The following is a 20,350-nucleotide window of genomic DNA, read 5'->3' as shown; positions in this document are numbered from 1 at the left end:
AAGTGCGTTCGCCGCAGCGGACGCACGCGTCCCGTACGGCGCCCGCATTAAGCATCGCTTAAGCCGGCCCGTCGCAACATCGCGGACGGCCGGGCGATCCGGCCGAGTCTTTCCGTCCCAGAACCGATTCATGCATAACATCAATCTGACGCTGTTTTCCGCTCTCAACGCCGGCCTGACGCCGCACGCGGGTGTCGCCCGCCTGGCGATCTTCGCCGCAGACTGGGTCGTCTATGCATTGCCCGCGATGCTGCTGCTGACCTGGCTCTTCGGCGAGCGTACGACGCGCCGGCAGGCGATCGAGGCCGGCGTCGGCGCGTGCGTCGCGCTCGTGCTGGCGCAGGCGATCGGCCATCTGTGGTTCTCGCCGCGGCCGTTCATGGCCGGCGTCGGCACGCAGCTCATTCCGCACGCGCCCGACAGCTCGTTTCCGAGCGATCACATGACGTTCGCATGGAGCGTCGCGGTCGGCATGCTGCTCGGCGGCACGACGCGCGTGACGGGCTGGGTGATGGCGGCGCTGGCGCTCGCGATTGCGTGGGGGCGCATCTACGCCGGCGTGCACTGGCCGTTCGACATGGCCGGCGGCGTGCTGGTCGGCACGGCGGGCGCGCTGGCCGCGCATCTGTATGCGAGGCGGGCGGTCGATGCGCTCGACCGCATCGGCGACGCCGTGCATGCCGTGATCATGGGTCGACAGCCTGCGCCGTAATCGAATGCGGTAGCGCGGAGGTACGCAGGCGCCGCACACGCGGCGACGCGACGCAATCAGCCGGGCGTCTTCGCCGCTTCGGCCGTCGCGGAAGGCCCGGTCGTGCCGTGCAGTTCGGTGGTGTCCGTCGACTGCTGCGCGACCGCATCGCGTTCGAGCGCGCTTTCCTTCAGGATCGCGCACATCGCGACGAACAGCGCGAGGACGACCGCGGCAAGGCCGCAATAACCGACGATCTTCAGGTGACGAACGAAAGGCGCAGCGTGATTTTCTTTTGTCATGATCGGGCGCTCCTGGGCACGCGGCGGCCGCTGTCTCCCGACAGCGCCGCCGCTCACACAGATATATACCAGTCGCGATGCCGCTGCCAAGCCCGTGCCGGTCGCGGCGTCCGGATGCGCGCGGTTGCCGCGCGCCCTGCATGAAGCGAAAACCCGATGCCGCGCGGGCGCGTCAGTCGTCGAGCGTCTCGTGTACGGCCGCCGCGCCGCGCTTCCAGTACGCGGACGCGCGAATGCGCGATTTGTCGACGCCGCGTTCGCCGGTCAGATGCGCGCGCACCGCGCGGATCGCGAGCGCTTCGCCGGCTGCCCATACATAGCCGTCGCCCTCCGGTAGCGGCAGGTCGCGCACGGCGTCCAGCAGGGCGTCGCCGTTGCCTTCGTCGCGGAACCGCCAGATCTCGTGCACGTCGGCGCGCGCGTCGAACGTGATCTTCGCGCTGCGATCCGCGACTTCGAGCACGACGGCGACGCGTGCGCCGGCCGGCAGTTCCTCGATGCGTCGCGCGACGGCCGGCAGCGCCGTGTCATCGCCGATCAGCAGATGCCAGTCGAAGCCGGTCGGCACGACGAACGAGCCGCGCGGCCCGCCGATCCCGAGCCACTGGCCGGGCCGCGCCTGTGCCGCCCACTGCGACGCGGGCCCCGGATGATTCATCACGAATTCGAGATCCAGCTCGCATGCGGCGCGATCGAAGCGGCGCGGCGTGAAGTCGCGCGCGACCGGCTTCGGCTCGCCTTCGGGAAACACGGGGCCGTTCGCGCCGAGCGTCGGCAACGCGGGCCGTTCGGTGCCCGGCGCCGGGAAAAACACTTTGACGTGATCGTCGAACGACGACGATTCGAAATCGGCGAGATCCGGGCCGCCGAGCGTGACGCGCAGCAGATGCGGCGTGACCGCGTGCACGCGCAGCACCTGCAGCAGGCGGAATTTCAGTGTGTGACGCACGCGCGTCACGGTGCGATCGGCAAGGGTGGTGTTCAATCCGTTCTCCAGGAAATGTGACGGGCGGCGCGCGTTACACGTCGGACCGGCCTTCGATTTCGGCGATCGCGCGGCGCAGAATGGCCGCGATGCGCCGCTGCTCGTCGGGCGATGCGGCGCTCTTGTGCAGCAGCGCATGCTTCAGCGCGACGCGTGCGTCGACGAACTCGGGCAGCCAGCCGGCCTGTGCTTCGTCCTGCGCTCCGGCGCCCGACGCATCGGCGCCCGACGCTCCGGCGCCCGACGCTTCGCCGGCGAATGCGCGGCGCATGAATTCCATCTTCCGCGCGAGATGCGTGAGGCGAGCGAACAGCGTGTCGACGCGCTCGCGTTGTGCGTCGAGATGGGTGCGGCCGGCGTCGGTCAGCGCGTAGCGCTTGCGATTGCCTTCGGCTTGCGACGCGACGTAGCCGACTTCTTCGAGATACGTGAGCGCCGGATACACCATGCCCGGACTCGGGCTGTAGAAGCCGCTCGAGCGCGTGTCGAGCGCCTTGATCAGTTCGTAGCCGTGGCTCGGCTGCTCGGCGAGCAAGGCGAGCAGCAGAAGCTGCAGATCGTCGGACGTGAACTGGCGGCCGCGCGGCATGCCGTCGTCACCGAAGTCGCCGAAACCGCCGCGCCCGCCACGGCCACCGAACGGGCCGCCGCCGCCAAATGGATCGTGGCCGCGCCGGTGGCGGCCGATTGCGTGCCAGAGGCCGGCGATCCAGTCAGGGCGCGCATGCGCACCATGACCGTCACATCGGGCATGGCCGCGGAAGTGGTTGTGTCGCATGATCGTGTCCTATATATCGGAAAACATATCTAAAGATATATATCGAAAGATAGAGCGTCAAGGGGATTATTGGGGGCTGGATGGGACCGTTCGCGACTACGGCTGGGGCAGGTCGTTGGACGGGACTTCGCAACGTAGCGCTTCTCGCTTGCGTCTACTGGGCGTCGGAAGCTTCGCGGGCGCCCTGCGCGGCATGCCAGCGATGTGCTCGAGCCCGACAGCAACAGTCGAACGGGCGACTGTTATCGCCGTCGGACTCGAGTGCCGGCGATGCGTGCCAGATGGGGTCCAACAAGCGACGTCAACCACGGTCGCGACCAAGCGTGTTGAAGACCCGTCAGGCTATGAGTTGGCGTCTTGGTGGCGGCGCCACGTGAACGAGCAACTCCATGCCCGTGTCCGGCATCTTCTATTCGACTTCAGCCGATACCTCGTCGAAATCGTGACGGCGTACCAAGCCGCCATCTTCGGTGCCGAGCTGGACGTGGGCGAGTTGCTGCGAAGTCGGCACGAGGACGAGTGGGTCGTCACTCGATCGTTATGTTCATCGGCTATTGTTCGCACGCTTTATTGACGATCGCATCGCTCGGCAACCCTGCTAGCAGTCGTTCTGAACCGCATCGGCTGTCGAGCCTGATCGACATGGCGGGGCGCTCCGCATGCGGCAGATGGTCGGCACGATGCAGACCGACAACGATGCGATGAAGGGCCGGCGCGTTCCGTCCGTTTCACGTTGTCGCGCCGGCCGGAGCGCACATTGGTCACGGATCTGCGGCTCGGCCCGGATACCCGTTTGAGTGCGTGAACAAGGACGGTTGCGGGCATCTGCGTCGCCTCGATGCGCGGCAAATCATGCGGATCCACTCGCTCGCGCCGCAGGCGGATCTGTGCGCCGGCTCAGCGAGCGGCCTGACGCCCTTCGTCCATCTTCGCGACAGCGTCTTTCAGCAGCCCACGCAACCACGCGAGCCCGGGATCGGAGGTTCGGTGCTTGTGCCATTGCATCGCCTGCTCCACCGTCGGGACCGGCACCGGCAACCGCCGCTGACCGATCGCCGTGCGATCGAAGCGGGATTTCGGCACGACGGTACGATCGACGCGCTTGTCACGCATGCGCTCGAGCTGTCGAGCTGATCCATTCAGTCGCGCGGGTCGATGAATCGCACGGTTCATTGTGCTTTGCGCGCATGCGATTCGCCACACCGGTGCCGGCCGATAGCCGGATCGGCCGGCCAGCATTTAGCTTCGCCGCTTTGGGCCAATAGCGAGTTGCTCGCAAATCTCGATGGCGATGGGCACCATGCGCTGCATGTGCTTGCGCGCGAAATGCTCGGCAGCGTAGCCGTCTCCGTGCAGGATCGCTCGGCCGATATCCATGTGGTCGACCAGATTCAACCGCCAGTGGTCATGCCGGAGATCCCGAAAATAGATCGCGTGAAGGATCGGAAAGTTGAACTGGTCCATCAATTGGCCAACCGCATCAATGCCCGACATGGTGTTGATGGTTCGATGAAACACGCCGTTTTCGGTTCGGTGATTGTCGACACGATTCGCGTGCTCCTGCGCGGTCACCTGCTCCAACAGCGCAGCGATTTTTTCGCGATTGCCCGGTAGATCGATGCGTTCGGCCGCGGCTCGTGCGCCGAGCCCCGCGATCACTTCGCGAACCCGGAACATTGCCTCTATTTCGGCGCGGTTCGGCGCAGCAACGGTCGCGCCGCGATTCGGCTCGAGGCGGATAAACGAGTTGTGTTCGAGACGACGCAACGCTTCACGCACGGAACTGCGGCTCACGCCAAGGTCACGTGTGAGATCGGCTTCGACGAGCCGCTGGCCTGGTCGGTACTCGCCGGCAACAACACGACGCGAAATCTCTTCGAACACGAAGTCGGCGACGCTGCGTTCTTGATCCACTCGCGCGGCAGATTGCTCGTGCGATTGCCCGGTTTCGGGGGCCGTTGACATTCTGACTGACTCCATAGGGTCTGTTTGCATGGGGCACGCGCATGCGTTGCCACGAGACCGGCGGCGCGCGACGCGGCGAGCCGCCGCGCTTGTGGCAACCCTTGACCTGAATTTCATTCTACGGGAATGCCCGAAATCGCCCGTATCGCGCGTCGCTCGTCGCTTGTTCGGCGCGGCCAAACGGCCCTCCGTGGCAGGAACGATTCGACGATCTCAAGACCAGTACCGCCGCTCATCGTGTCAGGCCGGCTTTGCGCGCATGAGGCGTCGGCTGGCGAGATTCCGAGCGATTGTCCGACATTTCCTGCCCGTTGGCGAATGCCGCCGCCGTCACGGATCCAAAGCTGCGCAATCGATCTGGCTAGGGTAAACCTCGACGGAATCTCGATTGACGCTCCAACATTGTCCGACAATAATTCGGGAAATTTCGCTGCTTCTCAGGGAATTGCGAGTTCAGCGTAAATTATGTCGGACAAAACGTGCCGCTGCACAAGCGATCCGTAGCCTGGTTCCGTGGCTGCGTACTGGCGTCGCCGCACGACTCATGTTGCCCCTGATACGGCGGTGATTGACCGGCAATGTCATGCCATATCGCTGCCCATGCTGTCGGCGATTGCCGCTACCGCGTGGTGTCCGATCCTGCAAGCGCCTCTTCTCTGGAACTCGCATGTCTACAGCAACAGAAGCGCGCACCGCGCTTGAACACCGCCTTGCCGATATCTGCGCTGCCCTCGACGGGCAGGTTGCGTTTCTGAATGCGGCAGACGCCGGCCCGAAATATCACACCGACTGGAGCGGTGCGTATGGCGTCCCGGCGCCGGTACTGCGTCCACGCACGCCCGAGGCGGTGGCCGCACTGATGCAGCGTCTGCACGCCGCTGGAATTCGTTCGGTCGTGCAGGGAGGCATGACCGGGCTGGTCGGCAGCGCCGCGCCGCAGAACGACGAAGTCGTTGTGTCACTGGAGCTGCTGAACCGGATTATCGAAGTCGACGAGATCGGCGCAACGATGACCGTCGAGGCCGGTGTTCCGCTCGAAACGGTTCAGCAAGCTGCGCAAGCGCACGGGCTGTTCTTTCCCGTGGATCTTGGCAGTCGTGGCGCCTGCCAGATCGGCGGCATGATTGCGTCGAACGCCGGTGGCAACCGCGTATTGCAATACGGGATGACACGACAGTCGGTGCTCGGGATTGAGGTGGTATTGCCGGACGGCTCGCTGCTCTCGCACCTCAGCAGTGTGTTGAAGGATAACGCCGGCTACGATCTCAAGCAGTTGTTCGTGGGCTCCGAGGGTACGCTTGGCATCGTCACTCGCGCCGTGTTGCGTCTGCAACCGTTGCCGGTCAGCCGGCATACCGCACTGATCGCGGTCGATGGATTGCAGCAGGTGTTTTCGACGCTGCGCGCGTGTCGCGCCAGCCTCGGGCCGATGCTGACGTCATTCGAGGTGATGTGGCGCGACTACTTCGACTTCGTCACGCAATGCCTGAAGGTGGGTCGCGATCCATTCGACGGCGCGGGCAGCCATCTCGTCCTGCTTGAAATGTCGGGCTTCGACCGCGATACCGGTCGCGACGAAAGCCGCCTGCTCGAAGCACTCGAAACGATCGCGGAAACCGTGGGGACCCCGTTCATCGTGCTCGCGCAGTCGCTTAGCGAGGCGGAGGCATTCTGGCGCATTCGGGAGTCGACGGGCGAGGCCGCGCATGCGCTCGGGCCTTCCATTTCGTTCGATATCAGTATCCCCGCACGGCATCTGGTCGACTGCATGGCCCGCCTGCGCGCAGACCTGCTTCGGCTATCCCCCGATTGCCGCACGCTCACGTTCGGTCATCTGGGAGACGGCAACGTCCATTGGGTGATTGGCATTGACGATGCGTCCGTCACCGACAACATCAAGGCCGCGGTCTATCGCCATGTGGTGGAGGCCGGCGGCTCGATTTCAGCCGAGCACGGTATCGGATTCGAGAAGAGGCCTTACTTCGAGAGCACGTGCAGTCGCGTCGAGATTGACGCAATGCGTCGAATCAAGCGTCTGTTCGATCCGGGCCTCCTGCTCAACCGCGACCGGATCTTCACGATGCCCGTCACCGATCGAACCGCCTGAACAGCGAGCCGCGCAAATCAGGCGAAACAGCCTGTGGCACGCCAACGCATTCGCATATTGCAGCGGGCGCCGCTCGCCGTTCGCGCAACGGGCTGTGCACGTACCCATTCACACAAGGACCCTCGGAGACCGGCATGACATATGACTCATCGGCAGTGACGCGAACGCCTGCGTCGCCCTTGCCGGCTTTGACCGACGTCGGCCTGGACAAGCTGTATGCAAAGGTCACGCGACGCTTGATCCCATTCTTGTTGCTCTGTTTTGTCGGGGCCTTCCTCGATCGCGTCAACATCAGCTTTGCAAAGCTTCAGATGTCGAGCGATCTGGGGTTCAGCGAAACCACCTACGGCATTGGGGCAGGGATCTTCTTCCTTGGCTACTTCCTGTTCGAGGTGCCGAGCAACATCCTGCTGCACCGGATCGGCGCGCGCATCTGGATCGCCCGCATCATGATTACGTGGGCGATCCTGTCGGCAGCCGTGATGTTCGTTCGCACGCCAGCCAGTTTCTATGTCTTGCGCTTTTTGCTGGGCGCGGCGGAAGCCGGGTTCTTTCCCGGCGTGATTCTGTACCTTTCGCGGTGGTACCCCTCGGCACGCCGGGGCAAGGTCATCGCGCTGTTCATGATCGGTTTTCCGCTTGCAAGCATCATTGGCGGCCCTTTGTCTGGATGGATCATGCAGGGGTTGCACGGAGCCTTCGGGCTGGCCGGATGGAAGTGGTTGTTTTTGATCGAGGCGGTGCCGTCGTTGATACTGGGCGTCGCAACGATGTTCTATTTGACCGAGCGCATCGCAGACGCGAAATGGCTGGATGAGCAGGAGCGACGTGTGCTGACCGACGCGCTTTCGCAAGAGCGCGTGGAAGCTCAACGCACGTCGATCGCGGGCGCGCTGACGGATTGGCGCATGTGGTATCTGGGCGCGATTCTGTTTCTGATAGGCCTGGGCATGTACGGCCTGGTTTTCTGGCTGCCGACGCTGATCAAATTGTCCGGAATCTCCCACCCGCTTCAGATCGGATTGTTGAGCGCCGGCCCCAATATTGCTGGCGCCATTGCGATGGTGACATTGGGCCGAAGCGCCGATCGCCGGCGCGAGAGGCGGTGGCATATCGCGCTGTCCGGATTTGTCGGTGCACTGGGACTGGCCGGTGCCGCGCTATGGCCGGACCAGACTTTCGTCGCCATGATCGCGATTTGCGTGGCCGCCATTGGAATCTTCCCGGCAGCACCCGTTTTCGGGGGAATTCCGGCCAGGTTGCTTGGCGGCGCGGGTGCGGCGGCCGGCATTGCGATGATCAACTCCATTGGCAATCTGGCCGGCTTTTTCGCGCCGGCCTTCTTCGGCTGGATCAAGGATGCGACGCATAGCACGATGGCAGGGTTGCTGGCCTTCGCCTTCGCATTGTGCGTCAGCGCAATCCTCGTACTTCTGCTTCCGCGTCACATCGCAAACCGGTGACGGCTCAACCCATTGCTGGATCAGACATCGAAATGAAAGAAGTGATCGATATCGGCTTGCCCAAGCCAGCACAACCCTTTTCATGGGCAACCAAGGCTGCGGGCTTGCTGTTCACTGCGCACGGTCCAGTGCGCAGCGATGGCTCCGTGCATACCGGGGGCATTGCGATGCAAGCGCGCCTGACATTCCAGAATCTGAAAATGGCCGTCGAGGCCGCCGGCTCGGATCTGTCGTGTGTCGCCCAGGTACTGGTGACGCTTGTGGACGTGGACGATGTTCCCACGGTAGATCGGGTTTACCGCGAATTCTTCGCCGATTCCTATCCGAACCGGTCGACGGTTATCGCGAAGGGTCTCGTCGTGCCCGGGATGCGCATCGAGATCGTCGCATATGTCGCGCTGCCGGTTGACCGATCCTGCGCTCGTTGAATTCGTCTTCATGCATGCAGCGCAGAAGCGAAGTGCCGTAATGCCGTGCGTAGTCCATCGCGGTGTCGCTTGGGCGGGGGCGTAACGGTCGGAATCTGCAATCGTCGCGTGCAGGTTGGCCGGTTTCTGTGGCCGCCGTCGCGATGTGATGGACAATAGGCTCACTTCCCCGCACGCTGGCGATCATGACGTTGAACGCCGTTCACGGTGAACCGATCTACGCCGACGACGAGGATCGCATCATCTCGACCCGGTGCCGGTCGTCGGCGCTGCGCCTCGAGCCACGCGTCCCATCGCGACGACGAAGATTGCCGACGCGGTTTAGCCCGCCCGACTGTTTCCTGACAGAATACGGTCACACATTCGCGAGAAATCGCATTCGGTGAAACCCGCCCGGGTTTCCATGCCGATACGCGGCGGGCTTCCGCCCGGCCCCGCTTCGCGATGAAGATCGAACGAAAGAGGAAATTCGCAATGAGTAGAACGGACAAGTCGGCAAAGGCGCGCGCGGCGCTCGACCAGTTGTTTTCGGATGTGCCGACCGCCGGCGGTAGCGACGGCGCGCGTCCCGGCGACCCGTTCGCACCCGCGTCCAGCGATGCCGGCGTTCGCTCGGGACTCGATGTCACCGTGTCGACGCGGATTCAGCTGCGCGGCTATCCGAACGCCGACGCGTTCATGAAGCGGATGGCCGAAGCATGGGGATTGACGTGGGGCGCCTATGACAACGTGCAGGCCGTCGCGACGCTGCCTGCCGGCTGGCGCGTGCGCCGGTTGCCGGGCGTCACGCAGATCGTCGACGCGCGCGACGTGCTGCGCGCGGAGAGCAGCCTGCAAGGCGGCGACATGTCTTATCTGAAAGTGCAGCCACGGTACTACATCGATGCGCGCAGGGGTTTCGGCTGGGGCAAGTCGTCGCGGGCGTCCGACGATCCGGACCGCGACGGCCCGGACTGGCGCTGTCTCGTGATCGACCGGGAGACTTCCACGGAAGTGCATGAAATGACCAGTTCGCCATCCCGCGCCGATCTGGACAATGCGCGTGCAGCATTGCTGAAGTGGCTCGATGCGCACTACCCGCGTCATCGCGATCCGTTTGCGTACTGGACGGATTGCGAACGGGGCGTGTGATTCGGATGTTCGCGAGCTAGTTGTCGAGTCTGCGCAACGGCCGGCGCAACGCATGGCCGCCGCCGGTTCGCAGTGGCGGGCAGCTGCGGGTTCGCGCCGTTCTGCGGACGAGGATCGCTTGGAAGCCGTGTGCGTCAGCTCCGGGGCCTGCGCGCCTTGTCCTGTGCCGGCGCGGCTGGCTTCGCGCTTTTTGCCGCGCGCTTGCGTGCCGGCGCGGCGCTTGCGTCGCGGAGCGCATCGGCGTACGCCTGACCCATCGAGCCGAGCGCGTCGGCCAGTTGCGACATGTACGTCGCCATCGAGCAATCGTCGCGGGACTGCAGCGACACGAACGCGCCGTCGAACCCGACCATCCCGAAGTGTGCGAACCGGTCGGCGACCGCCGCCGCGATCGCTTCGCCTTCCGTGCTGAACGCCGCACGAATCATTTGCCGCATGTAGTCGCGGCCCTCGTTACGCACGGTCGCGACGATTTCCATCGCCTCGGGCGCATCGGTCGCCTCGCTGGTCATGACCATCACCATCAACAGGCGCAGGAAGTTCTCGTGATGCACGGAGACGGCGCCCGTGCGCTGCAGATACCAGCCGAGCCGTTCGCGAGGCGTCCCGCCTTGCGGCGGATCGCGGTGCGCGTCGCGCATCGCCTCGAAGAAGCCCTGCGCACCTCGCGCCATCACTTCTGCCAATAGTCCCGCCTTCGATCCGAAGTGGTGATAGATCGCGCTTTTCGGAATGCCGGTCGCTTCGACCAGCGCCGACATCGACGTGCCGGCATACCCGTACGCGGACATTACGCGCGACGCCGCGTCGAGGATTTCCTGGCGCGACTGTTGGCCGCGCCGGTTGCCGGTGGGTTGGGAATTTTTCATGGGCAAAGTATACCGTCCTGCATTTATGTACCGATCGGTCCAATACTCGTATTCCCTAGTTTTTAGTTTTGGACCTATCGGTACAATTCCGTCGCGTCGATGGCGGTTTCGCGGCAACGCGGCACACGCTGGGAGACCGGCCCGCCGGACGACGGATGAGAGACAGGAGACAACGAATGACCCAGCACTACGATGCGGACGTCGCGATCGTCGGCTATGGCCCGACCGGCGTGATCGCCGCGCTTGCATTGGCGAAGCACGGCATTTCCACTATTGCGTTCGAGCGTCACCGCGACATCTACCCGCGCGCGCGGGCGGTGACCGTCAACGACTGGACGATGCGTATCTTCCAGAACCTCGGTGTCGACGAGCCGGTGCTCAAGCAGATCGATCCGCAGCGCGCACTGCGCTGGATGCGCTACGACGGCACCGAGATCCTGCGTATCGAGCACCCGCCATCGACGCTCGGCATCAAGCCGCGCTTCTTCAACATCTACCAGCCGACGATGGAAGCGACGCTGCGCGAGTGCGCGGCCGCGCACAGCGAGCGCATCGACGTGCGCTACGGCAGCGACGTGGTGGCGCTCGAACAGGATGAAGACGGCGTCACGGTGACTGCGAAGGACGCGGCGACCGGCGAGCTGAACAGCGTGCGCGTGCGTTACGTGATCGGGTGCGACGGCGGCAGCAGCGCGACGCGCGGAATGATCGGCGTGAAGCTGCTGGGCGACACGCTCGACGTGCAGTGGATCGTGATCGACTGCCGCGTGAAGCGCTGGTGGCCCGACCGCAACCTGCTGACCTTCTGGTCCGACAAGGAGCGGCCGGTCGTCGACATCGCGCTGTCCGGCGGCAATCACCGCTGGGAGCTGCCGCTCAAACCGGGCGAGACCGAGGCCGATTTCAGCACGAGTGAACAGGTCTGGCCGCTGCTCGAGGCGCTTGGCGTTAGCGAGGACGACGTCGAGATTCATCAGCACGCGTTCTACCGGCACCACACGCGGATGGCGGATCGGTGGCGCGTCGGGCGCGTATTCCTCGCGGGCGACGCCGCGCACCTGATGCCGCCGTGGGCGGGCGCAGGAATGCAGACCGGCATGCGCGACGCGTTCGATCTCGGCTGGAAGCTCGCGGGCGTGCTCAACGGCAGGTTGCCTGTGCACTTCCTCGATACGTACGAGACGGAGCGCCGCCCGAACGCCAGCTTCTACACCGAACTCGCGGTGCAACTGGGCCGCATCATTAAGCAGGAACTGACCGACGAAGAGCAAGCCGCGCTCAACGCGCCACCGTCGCCGAATGCACCGGAAGCGCCGCTGATCGCACCGCCGGTGCTGGCCGCCGGCTGGCTGCGTGGCCCGCTCGGCGAAGGCAGCATCGTCGGGCGCATGGTGCCGCAGCCGGTCGTTGGCGACAACCGTGGCGTGATGGCGCGTCTCGACGATCTGCTCGGCGACGGCTTCGCGCTGCTCGGCGACGACGTCGATCCGGCATCGCTGTTGACGCCGCAGGAAAAAGCCGAATGGGACAGGCTCGGTGCGCGCTATATCGCGCTGCGTCAGCAGGATCAGCGCACGCAGGGCCACGACGAACTGATCGATCTGGATGGCGTGCTACGACCGTGGCTGCGCAAGTACGGCGTGCGCGCAGTCGCGCTGCGGCCCGACCGCTTTGTCGCCGCTGCGGACGTCAGCGGCCTCGCGGTGCCCGCATGAGTGCATGCACGTCGCCGGACGAAACAACGAGGGAGATTTCACGAATGAGCACTGTGACCGAACTTGGTTACGTCGGCATCGAGGCGAGCGATCTTGCCGGGTGGGAACGATTCGGCGTCGAACTGCTGGGCATGCAGCGTGCGAGCCGGACCGATACGTCGCTAAGCCTGCGCATGGATGGCAAGGCGCACCGTTGGATCGTCGAGGCTGGCAGCGCCGACGATCTCGCGTTCACCGGCTACGGGTGCGAGACCGATGCCGATCTTGACGCGATCGTCGCGCGGTTGCGGGCGGCTGGCAGCAAAGTTGACAAAGGCGATGCGGCGTTGGCCGCCGCGCGCAAAGTGCGGCGCATCGCCGTTACCGCGGACCCGCTGGGCAACCGCATCGAGCTGTACGTCGGGCTGGCCGAAGCGGACACGGCGTTCGCATCGGACCGGCTGGTGTCGGGCTTCGTCACCGGGGCGGGCGGCGCCGGGCATCAGGTGCTAATGGATCGCGGGATGGACCGGCAGGTGCTGGTCGACTGGTACGGGCTGCTCGGCTTCCGGATTACCGACGTGATCGATCAGCAGTTGGCGCCCGGCATCGTCGCGAGCGTCACGTTCATGCGTTGCAATGGGCGTCACCACACGGTCGCGCTTGCCAACATGCCGTTTCCGAAGCGAATGCATCACTTCATGGTCGAGGTCGCCGACATGAACGACGTGGGTCTCGCGTACGACCGCTGCATGGATGCGAAGCAGCGCTTCGAGATGACCCTCGGCCTGCACCCGAACGACCGCATGTTCAGCTTCTACGTTCGCACGCCGTCGGATTTCAACGTCGAGGTCGGCTGGGGTGGCCTGACGGTCGACGACGCAACCTGGCAGGTCCAGCATTTGGATCGGCTCAGTACTTGGGGGCACCGTCCGCCGCACGTCGTGGCCGATCTGCTGAGGTCGTGACGGCAGCAATCACCGGAGACCGCTTTCTTGCGCGATGCGAGAGCGCATTCACTACTTTCGAACGAGGACCGAAATCATGGCACTTACTCAGGCTGGAACGAGCCGTTCCGTCAGGACGCGCGACTGGCAGTTGCATTATCAGGAGGCCGGCGCAGGGCATCCGCTGATCCTACTGCACGGCAGCGGCCCGGGTGCCACGGGCTGGAGCAACTTCTCCGGCAACATCGAAGCGTTGTCGAACCAGTTCCACGTGTATGCCGTCGACATGCCGGGCTGGGGGCGGTCGGATGCGGCGATGGTCGAGCAGCTCGATCACGTCGACGCCGCGATTCAGTTCATGGACGCACTCGGCATCGACAAGGCCGCGTTCGTCGGTAACTCGATGGGCGGGCAGACGTCGCTGCGCCTCGCGACCGAGCACCCCGACCGCATCACGCACCTCGTGACGATGGGGCCGCCGGTCGGACGCATGCCGACGCTGTTCGGCGCGGGCGATGGGCCGTCCGAAGGGCTCAAAGTACTGATCGAGGCGTATCGGGACCCGAGTGCGGAGAACATGCGCCGGCTGGTGGAAATCATGGTGTACGACAAGGCGCGATTCGCGACGCCCGAGCTGTGCGAAGCGCGTTCGAATGCGGCACAGGCACGCCCCGAGCATCTGCGCAATTACGTTGCCGGGCTGCCGAAGGGCGCGCCGCTGCCGAAGTGGGTGAAGCCCGAACTGTTGCCCGCGATCAAGGTGCCGACGCTGCTGATCCATGGCCGCGACGACCGCGTGGTGTCGTACGAGACGTCGCTGTTCCTGCTCGCGAATATCCCAAATTCGCGTTTGGTGTTGCTCAATCGCTGCGGGCACTGGGCGATGATCGAGCACCCGGAAGAGTTCAACCGGCTGGTCGCCGATTTCGTCGCGAACAACTGACGGAGCGATTACACGTGGCGGCGCGGGTTTCCGTTCCGGTGCGCGCCGCTCGCCCGGATGGTCGGGCGAAACGCGGGCCGCCGGCGCGACCATGTCGTTTTGCATCACGAATTGAAGCGTTAATAGAAACGGAGACCGCAATGACGGACCCGAATACCGTGCGTGAACTGGCCGTGCGACTGTGCGAAGCCGAGGCGTCGCGCAGCACGATCGCGCCCGTGCGCGGCGAACCCGCCGCGGGCGGCATCGCTCCCGACGACATCAAGACGGCCTACGCGGTACAGCAGGCAAACGTCGAGCGCCGCGTCGCCGCCGGCGAGCGCATCGTCGGCCGCAAGATCGGCCTGACGTCGCTCGCGGTGCAGCAGCAACTGGGCGTCGACCAGCCCGACTTCGGTGCGCTGTTCGCGTCGATGGCCTACGGCGACAGCGAGCCGATCCCGCTGTCGACGCTGATCCAGCCGAAAGTCGAGGCCGAGATCGCGCTGGTACTCGAACGCGACCTCACGCACGACAGGCACACGTTCGCCGACATCCTGCGCGCGACCGCCTATGCGCTGGCCGCGATCGAGGTCGTCGACAGCCGCATCGAGAACTGGAACATCCGCTTCGTCGACACGGTGGCCGACAACGCATCGAGCGCCCGCTTCGTGCTCGGCAGCCGTCCGGTGCCGCTATCGCAGCTCGACCTGACGGGCTGCGCGATGACGCTCGCGCGCGAAGGCGACGTGCTGTCCCAGGGCAGCGGCGCCGCGTGCCTCGGCAATCCGCTGAACGCGGCCGTCTGGCTGGCCGACCGGATGGCGCAACTGGGCACGCCGCTGCGCGCGGGCGACGTGGTGCTGACCGGCGCGCTCGGCCCGATGGTCGCCGTGCGCGAGGCCGGCACCTATGTCGCGCAGATCGACGGGCTCGGCAGCGTCCGGGCAACTTTCACGGCTTAACCGAGGCATTCGCATGACTTCCGAAAAACTCAAGGTGGCGATCATCGGCTCCGGCAACATCGGCACGGACCTGATGATCAAGATCCTCCGTCATGGCAAGCATCTGGAGATGGCGGCAATGGTCGGCATCGACGCGAATTCCGACGGCCTCGCGCGCGCTGCGCGACTGGGCGTCGCGACCACGCACGAAGGCGTCGAAGGGCTCACGCGCCTGCCGGTGTTCGACCAGATCGACTTCGTGTTCGATGCGACGTCCGCCGGCGCGCACGTGCGCAACGACGCGCTGCTGCGCATGCTGCGGCCGTCGATCCGGATGATCGACCTGACGCCGGCCGCGATCGGCCCGTACTGCGTGCCGGTCGTGAATCTCGACGCGCACATCGACGCGCCGAACGTGAACATGGTCACCTGCGGCGGCCAGGCGACGATTCCGGTCGTCGCAGCCGTGTCGCGCGTGGCGAAGGTGCACTACGCGGAAATCGTCGCGTCGATCAGCAGCAAGTCGGCCGGGCCCGGCACGCGCGCGAACATCGACGAATTCACCGAGACGACGTCGAAGGCGATCGAGGTGGTCGGCGGCGCCGCGAAGGGCAAGGCGATCATCGTGCTGAACCCGGCCGAGCCGCCGCTGATGATGCGCGACACCGTCTATACGCTGTCCGATCTCGCGTCGCGCGCGGCGATCGAGGCGTCGATCGAGGACACCGTCGCGAAGGTGCACGCATACGTGCCGGGCTATCGCCTGAAGCAGAAGGTGCAGTTCGACGAGATTCCGGCGCACGCGCCGCTCCATATCCCGGGCCTGGGCCGCTGCAGCGGGCTGAAGACGTCGGTGTTCGTCGAAGTCGAAGGCGCTGCGCACTACCTGCCCGCCTACGCGGGCAATCTCGACATCATGACTTCCGCCGCGCTCGCGACCGCCGAGCGCATGGCGCAGGCGCGCGTGAGCGCGTAAGGAGCACACGGCGATGAGCAAGAAAATCTATATCTCCGACGTCACGCTGCGCGACGGCAGCCATGCGATCCGCCACCAGTACTCGATCGCGAACGTGCAGGACATCGCACGCGCGCTGGATCGCGCGAAGGTGGACAGCATCGAGGTCGCGCACGGCGACGGCCTGCAAGGGTCGAGCTTCAACTACGGCTTCGGCGCACACAGCGATCTCGAGTGGATCGAGGCGGTGGCCGACGTGGTCACGCACGCGAAGATCGCGACGCTGCTGCTGCCGGGCATCGGCACGATCCACGACCTGAAGTCAGCATACGACGCCGGCGCGCGCATCGTGCGCGTCGCGACGCACTGCACCGAAGCGGACATCGCGAAGCAGCACATCGAATATGCGCGCGAGCTCGGGATGGATACCGTCGGCTTCCTGATGATGAGCCACATGACGACGCCGCAGAACCTCGCCGTCGAGGCGAAGAAGATGGAGAGCTACGGGGCGACCTGCATCTACGTCGTCGACTCGGGCGGCGCGCTGACGATGCGCGACGTGCGCGACCGGTTCCGCGCGGTGAAGGCCGTGCTGAAGCCGGACACGGAGACGGGCATGCATGCGCATCACAACCTGTCGCTTGGGGTCGCGAACTCGATCGTCGCGGTCGAGGAGGGCTGCGACCGGATCGACGCGTCGCTCGCGGGCATGGGCGCGGGCGCCGGCAACGCGCCGCTCGAGGTGTTCGTCGCGGCGGCCGAGCGGATGGGCTGGAACCACGGCACCGATCTCTACACGCTGATGGACGCGGCCGACGACATCGTGCGGCCGTTGCAGGACCGTCCGGTGCGCGTCGATCGCGAGACGCTCGCGCTCGGCTATGCGGGCGTGTATTCGAGCTTCCTGCGGCACTCGGAAGCGGCGGCGAAGAAATACGGCATCAAGACCGTGGACATTCTCGTCGAGCTCGGCAGGCGCCGGATGGTCGGCGGGCAGGAGGACATGATCGTCGATGTTGCGCTTGACCTCGCCGGACAGTAGCCGTCGGTAGACGAAATTCGAGTCGCGCCATAAAAGAACGCCCGACGTCGCGGCCGATTCCAAAAAATAAAACAATGTTTGGAGACACAAATGAAAAAGAGATTTGCCGCCATATGTTTTGCAGTCCTCCCAATAAGCTCGGCTATCGCGCAAAGCAACATCGCGATCTATGGCTTGATCGATGCCGGTGTGACGTTTGTTTCGAATGAAGGAGGACAGGCGGTTGCGAAGTTCGACGACGGGATCCTCGTGCCCAACCTGTTTGTGATTCAGGGCAACGAGGATCTCGGCGGCGGTACGAAAGCCATCTTCAAGCTGGAAGACCAGTTTCAGCTCGGCTCAGGCGTGACCATGCAACCGGGGATTTTCGGCCGCAATGCGTATGTCGGCCTTGACGATGCCCGCTTCGGGAAGTTCACGCTGGGGAATGTCTACGAGTTCATGTTTACGTCGCTCACCGAGGCGAAAAACACGCCGGGTCTGCTCTCGGGCGGTCTTTACAGTATCCCGGCGGGTCCGTTCCAGAATCTCGGCATCCCGCAAAACCCGACGGGCTGGTTCTCGTGGGCCAGAACGAACGGCATGCCGATCAGCAATGCGGTCAAGTACCAGTCGCCGCAGATCGCCGGTTTTTCAATCGGCGCGTTGTATTCGTTCGGCGGCATTGCCGGGTCGTTCGGATCGAACTCGGGCATGAGTTTCGGCGTGAACTACGATCGCGGCCCGTTCGGGTTCGGCGCCGCCTATACCGAACAGAAATATCCCGGGGCAGTGAATAGCTCATCGCAGGTGCCGATTCGGAACTGGGGTGTCGGCGCTCACTACGCGCTCGGTCCGACGCTGAACTCGGCCAGCTTTGTCACCGTTCGAAACGCGCAGACGGGTGCCTATGCGTACGCCGGGCAATTCGCCAGCAACTGGCAGATCACGGCCGCGCTTTCACTCGGCATCAGTTACATGTACATGAAAGGGAACGACGTTTTGTACGGTAACCATGCCAACCAGGTCGACGCGATCCTGGGCTACTCGCTTTCGAAGCGGACGATGGTCTACGCGGAAAGCACCTATCAACGAGCCAACTCGGGCGCTCAGGCCGCCATCAACGGAATCCTGAATCCTTCCGGATCGTCGAGCGGCGCTTCGCAGGCGATTGCTCGGGTTGGAGTACGAACCATGTTCTAAGCGATGGAACGACGAAAAGTAGTCGCTTACCGGCTACCGTGGCGGCGCGCGTGACGAGGGTGTGGGGCGAAGCTCATGCCGACTTTCGCCCGCGCGTTGCGAGCCGCTTGCGCTCAACGCGAACCAAGCACGTCCCGCGTACGATCTCCATGCTCACGCGCATTGCCCAATGCACCGCGTGCCAACCGTCCGGCGTGCGCTTCCAGGCCGCCATGTATTCGTCGAGCGCCTCGTACAGCAGATGCTGCTTCGCACCGACGCAGCGATGCGGCCCGCACGTAGATGCGGCTGCGCGCACCGACCTCGCCGTCGCCGACCTCGACGTGCGGCGTGCCGAGCAGATGCTGGGTCGGACCGCAGCCGTCCAGATGCGAGCGAATCAGCGCGACGAGTTCGGCGCGCCCGTCGACGCGAAACTCACCGCTGTCGTAATCGACCTGCACGTCCGGCGCGAATACCGTTTCCGGCATCGACCAGTTCCGCCCGTCGAGTGCGCGTGCATACCGGCTGTGGGCCTGAGCGATCTCCAGGTCGGCTGCGACGTGGTTCGAAGCCGTCCCGGTTCTTCCTATCCATGACCCCCCGATGCGCGCGCTTGCGCAACAATGCGCGCGGTCCGTCACAGGCCCGAGCCGCGTGCGGCGTCCGGCGCGAAGCACGCTTCGTTGAAGGACCGATTGGGTTGAGAACGGTCATCGGGCCGGCGTTCGTGAGCCAGTCGGCCACACATTGCCGTCGCCGATCATCGCCCGGCCGCACACGCCGCGCGCCGGTTATCGGCGGCGCCGGTTGCCGGCCCGCCGACGCGGCGGGCGATGCGCGGAGGCGCGTGCTGAGTCCGATCCGCGCGATCGCCTGCCGCGTGCACCCCGCTCAGACTGCACTCGCTTCGTCGATCTGTCGGACGTCGTCCTGATCGAGCTGCACGCGCAGCGCTTCGCCGAGCAGCGCGAGTTGCGCGAGCGACGTCGCGCTCGCGATCGGCGCCGTGATCGTCGGCCGCGCGATCTGCCACGCGAGCGCGATCGCGGCCGGCTGCGTGCCGTGCTTTGCCGATACCGCGTCGAGCGCCGCGAGAATGCGCAGCCCGCGCGCATCGAGATAGCCGGCGACGCGGCTGCCGCGCACGCTCTTCTTCAAATCGGCTTCGCTACGGTACTTGCCGGACAGGAAACCGCTCGCCAGCGCGTAGTAGTTGACGACGCCGAGCTTCAGGTCGCGCACGACCGGCTCGAGATCGCGCTCGTATTCGGCGCGGTCGTACAGGTTGTATTCGGGCTGGATCACCTGGTACGCGGGCAGGCCGTCGCGCCGGCTGATCTCGGCCGCTTCGCGCAGACGCGCACCGCTGTAGTTCGATGCGCCGATGATCCGCACTTTTCCTGCGTCGATCAGCGTCTGATACGCGGCGAGCGTTTCTTCGAGCGGCGCCGTGTCGCGCAGATCGCGGTGCGAGAAATAGAGGTCGATGTAGTCGGTCTGCAGGCGGCGCAGCGAATCGTCGGCGGCTTTCAGAATGTTGTCTTTCGAGAGGCCCGCGCGCGCTTCGAGCATGCCGACCTTGGTCGCGATCACGACCTGTTCGCGCTTGCCGGAGCGCTTCAGCCATTTGCCGATGATGGTTTCCGATTCGCCGCCGCGATTGCCGGGCGCCCAGGCCGAGTAGACGTCGGCGGTGTCGATGAAATTGATGCCGGTGTCGGCGAGCGCGTCGAGCAGCGAAAACGACGCGTTCTCGTCGACGGTCCATCCGAACACATTGCCGCCGAATGCGAGCGGCGAAACCTGAATGCTGGACGTGCCGAGGGTACGTAGGGCCATCTTTCTCTCCGTGTATGCGATTGACGGAACGAAGCCGCGGGAGCGACGCGCCGGCGTGGGCGTCGCCGTCGCGCGGCAGCGGCGGGCGCGGCAGCGTGTCGACGTTGCCGCGGGACCTGTCCAT

At 64.9% G+C, this 20,350-nt stretch carries 21 protein-coding genes; 14 read left to right on the top strand and 7 right to left on the bottom strand.

Translation table 11 applies throughout. From position 1 onward, the window contains the following. Positions 1-130: 130 nt before the first annotated feature. Positions 131-712 carry an undecaprenyl-diphosphatase gene (locus BCR55_RS21165; RefSeq protein ID WP_065495817.1) on the top strand — a complete coding sequence of 194 codons (582 nt, stop codon included), beginning with the start codon at positions 131-133 and terminating at the stop codon, positions 710-712. Positions 713-768: 56 nt separating this feature from the next. Here BCR55_RS21165 and BCR55_RS21160 read toward each other — a convergent pair whose 3' ends face one another. From BCR55_RS21160 to BCR55_RS21150, 3 genes are all read right to left on the bottom strand, one after another. Continuing rightward, entirely contained in the window at positions 769-993 is a 225-nt protein-coding gene (locus tag BCR55_RS21160; RefSeq protein WP_006397574.1) for a hypothetical protein, read from the bottom strand. Between the two features lie 172 nt (positions 994-1,165). After that, positions 1,166-1,978, bottom strand: a complete 813-nt coding sequence (locus tag BCR55_RS21155) for a siderophore-interacting protein (protein ID WP_053298062.1) — start codon at positions 1,976-1,978, stop codon at positions 1,166-1,168. A 34-nt stretch (positions 1,979-2,012) separates the two neighbouring features. Further along, positions 2,013-2,756 (bottom strand): PadR family transcriptional regulator, encoded by a 744-nt coding sequence (locus tag BCR55_RS21150; RefSeq protein ID WP_065495810.1) that lies wholly within the window; start codon positions 2,754-2,756, stop codon positions 2,013-2,015. A 373-nt stretch (positions 2,757-3,129) separates the two neighbouring features. On the opposite strand from BCR55_RS21150, the gene BCR55_RS33135 reads away from it, so the two are divergent. Further along, positions 3,130-3,330 (top strand): hypothetical protein, encoded by a 201-nt coding sequence (locus tag BCR55_RS33135; protein WP_146123978.1) that lies wholly within the window; start codon positions 3,130-3,132, stop codon positions 3,328-3,330. 227 nt (positions 3,331-3,557) lie between these two features. Continuing rightward, the gene (locus tag BCR55_RS33965) at positions 3,558-3,890 is read left to right on the top strand and encodes a hypothetical protein (protein ID WP_065495806.1); all 333 of its coding nucleotides are present in this window, start codon (positions 3,558-3,560) and stop codon (positions 3,888-3,890) included. Between the two features lie 105 nt (positions 3,891-3,995). Here BCR55_RS33965 and BCR55_RS21135 read toward each other — a convergent pair whose 3' ends face one another. Next, positions 3,996-4,721 carry a GntR family transcriptional regulator gene (locus BCR55_RS21135; protein ID WP_226823185.1) on the bottom strand — a complete coding sequence of 242 codons (726 nt, stop codon included), beginning with the start codon at positions 4,719-4,721 and terminating at the stop codon, positions 3,996-3,998. A 667-nt stretch (positions 4,722-5,388) separates the two neighbouring features. Here BCR55_RS21135 and BCR55_RS21130 point away from each other — a divergent pair. From BCR55_RS21130 to BCR55_RS21115, 4 genes are all read left to right on the top strand, one after another. Beyond that, positions 5,389-6,828, top strand: a complete 1,440-nt coding sequence (locus BCR55_RS21130; RefSeq protein WP_065495804.1) for an FAD-binding oxidoreductase — start codon at positions 5,389-5,391, stop codon at positions 6,826-6,828. A 134-nt stretch (positions 6,829-6,962) separates the two neighbouring features. Further along, positions 6,963-8,291 carry an MFS transporter gene (locus BCR55_RS21125; protein WP_083211861.1) on the top strand — a complete coding sequence of 443 codons (1,329 nt, stop codon included), beginning with the start codon at positions 6,963-6,965 and terminating at the stop codon, positions 8,289-8,291. Between the two features lie 32 nt (positions 8,292-8,323). Beyond that, positions 8,324-8,719: a RidA family protein gene (locus BCR55_RS21120; protein ID WP_059940714.1), complete on the top strand. Its 396-nt coding sequence runs from the start codon at positions 8,324-8,326 to the stop codon at positions 8,717-8,719. Positions 8,720-9,193: 474 nt separating this feature from the next. Continuing rightward, positions 9,194-9,850 carry a nitroreductase gene (locus BCR55_RS21115; protein ID WP_065496704.1) on the top strand — a complete coding sequence of 219 codons (657 nt, stop codon included), beginning with the start codon at positions 9,194-9,196 and terminating at the stop codon, positions 9,848-9,850. A gap of 134 nt (positions 9,851-9,984) precedes the next feature. Here the strand turns inward: BCR55_RS21115 and BCR55_RS21110 are convergent, their stop codons facing one another. Beyond that, complete coding sequence (locus BCR55_RS21110) at positions 9,985-10,719, bottom strand: TetR/AcrR family transcriptional regulator (protein WP_006404600.1); 735 nt, start codon at positions 10,717-10,719, stop codon at positions 9,985-9,987. 176 nt (positions 10,720-10,895) lie between these two features. On the opposite strand from BCR55_RS21110, the gene BCR55_RS21105 reads away from it, so the two are divergent. The 7 genes from BCR55_RS21105 (at position 10,896) to BCR55_RS21075 (ending at position 18,405) form a co-directional block, all read left to right on the top strand. Continuing rightward, the gene (locus tag BCR55_RS21105) at positions 10,896-12,434 is read left to right on the top strand and encodes a bifunctional 3-(3-hydroxy-phenyl)propionate/3-hydroxycinnamic acid hydroxylase (RefSeq protein WP_006404598.1); all 1,539 of its coding nucleotides are present in this window, start codon (positions 10,896-10,898) and stop codon (positions 12,432-12,434) included. A gap of 44 nt (positions 12,435-12,478) precedes the next feature. Continuing rightward, on the top strand, positions 12,479-13,381 hold the full coding sequence (locus tag BCR55_RS21100) for a VOC family protein (protein ID WP_065495803.1): 903 nt from the start codon (positions 12,479-12,481) through the stop codon (positions 13,379-13,381). Positions 13,382-13,457: 76 nt separating this feature from the next. Beyond that, entirely contained in the window at positions 13,458-14,303 is an 846-nt protein-coding gene (locus tag BCR55_RS21095; RefSeq protein ID WP_006404596.1) for an alpha/beta fold hydrolase, read from the top strand. Between the two features lie 140 nt (positions 14,304-14,443). Continuing rightward, positions 14,444-15,247, top strand: a complete 804-nt coding sequence (gene mhpD, locus BCR55_RS21090; protein ID WP_065495800.1) for a 2-keto-4-pentenoate hydratase — start codon at positions 14,444-14,446, stop codon at positions 15,245-15,247. A gap of 13 nt (positions 15,248-15,260) precedes the next feature. Next, positions 15,261-16,202 (top strand): acetaldehyde dehydrogenase (acetylating), encoded by a 942-nt coding sequence (locus BCR55_RS21085; RefSeq protein WP_006404594.1) that lies wholly within the window; start codon positions 15,261-15,263, stop codon positions 16,200-16,202. A 13-nt stretch (positions 16,203-16,215) separates the two neighbouring features. Further along, positions 16,216-17,223, top strand: a complete 1,008-nt coding sequence (gene dmpG / locus BCR55_RS21080) for a 4-hydroxy-2-oxovalerate aldolase (RefSeq protein WP_065495798.1) — start codon at positions 16,216-16,218, stop codon at positions 17,221-17,223. A 90-nt stretch (positions 17,224-17,313) separates the two neighbouring features. Beyond that, the gene (locus BCR55_RS21075; protein WP_065495796.1) at positions 17,314-18,405 is read left to right on the top strand and encodes a porin; all 1,092 of its coding nucleotides are present in this window, start codon (positions 17,314-17,316) and stop codon (positions 18,403-18,405) included. 113 nt (positions 18,406-18,518) lie between these two features. On the opposite strand, the gene BCR55_RS31335 is transcribed toward BCR55_RS21075, so the two are convergent. Beyond that, complete coding sequence (locus BCR55_RS31335; RefSeq protein WP_244104618.1) at positions 18,519-19,028, bottom strand: nuclear transport factor 2 family protein; 510 nt, start codon at positions 19,026-19,028, stop codon at positions 18,519-18,521. A 250-nt stretch (positions 19,029-19,278) separates the two neighbouring features. Continuing rightward, on the bottom strand, positions 19,279-20,226 hold the full coding sequence (locus BCR55_RS21065) for an aldo/keto reductase (RefSeq protein ID WP_059940713.1): 948 nt from the start codon (positions 20,224-20,226) through the stop codon (positions 19,279-19,281). Positions 20,227-20,350 lie beyond the last annotated feature (124 nt).

The organism is Burkholderia sp. CCA53, assembly GCF_001685525.1.
Classification (GTDB): Bacteria; Pseudomonadota; Gammaproteobacteria; order Burkholderiales; family Burkholderiaceae; genus Burkholderia; species Burkholderia multivorans.
Note: the sequence above shows the minus strand (reverse complement) of the source record. Positions and strands in the feature narration are given on the sequence as shown.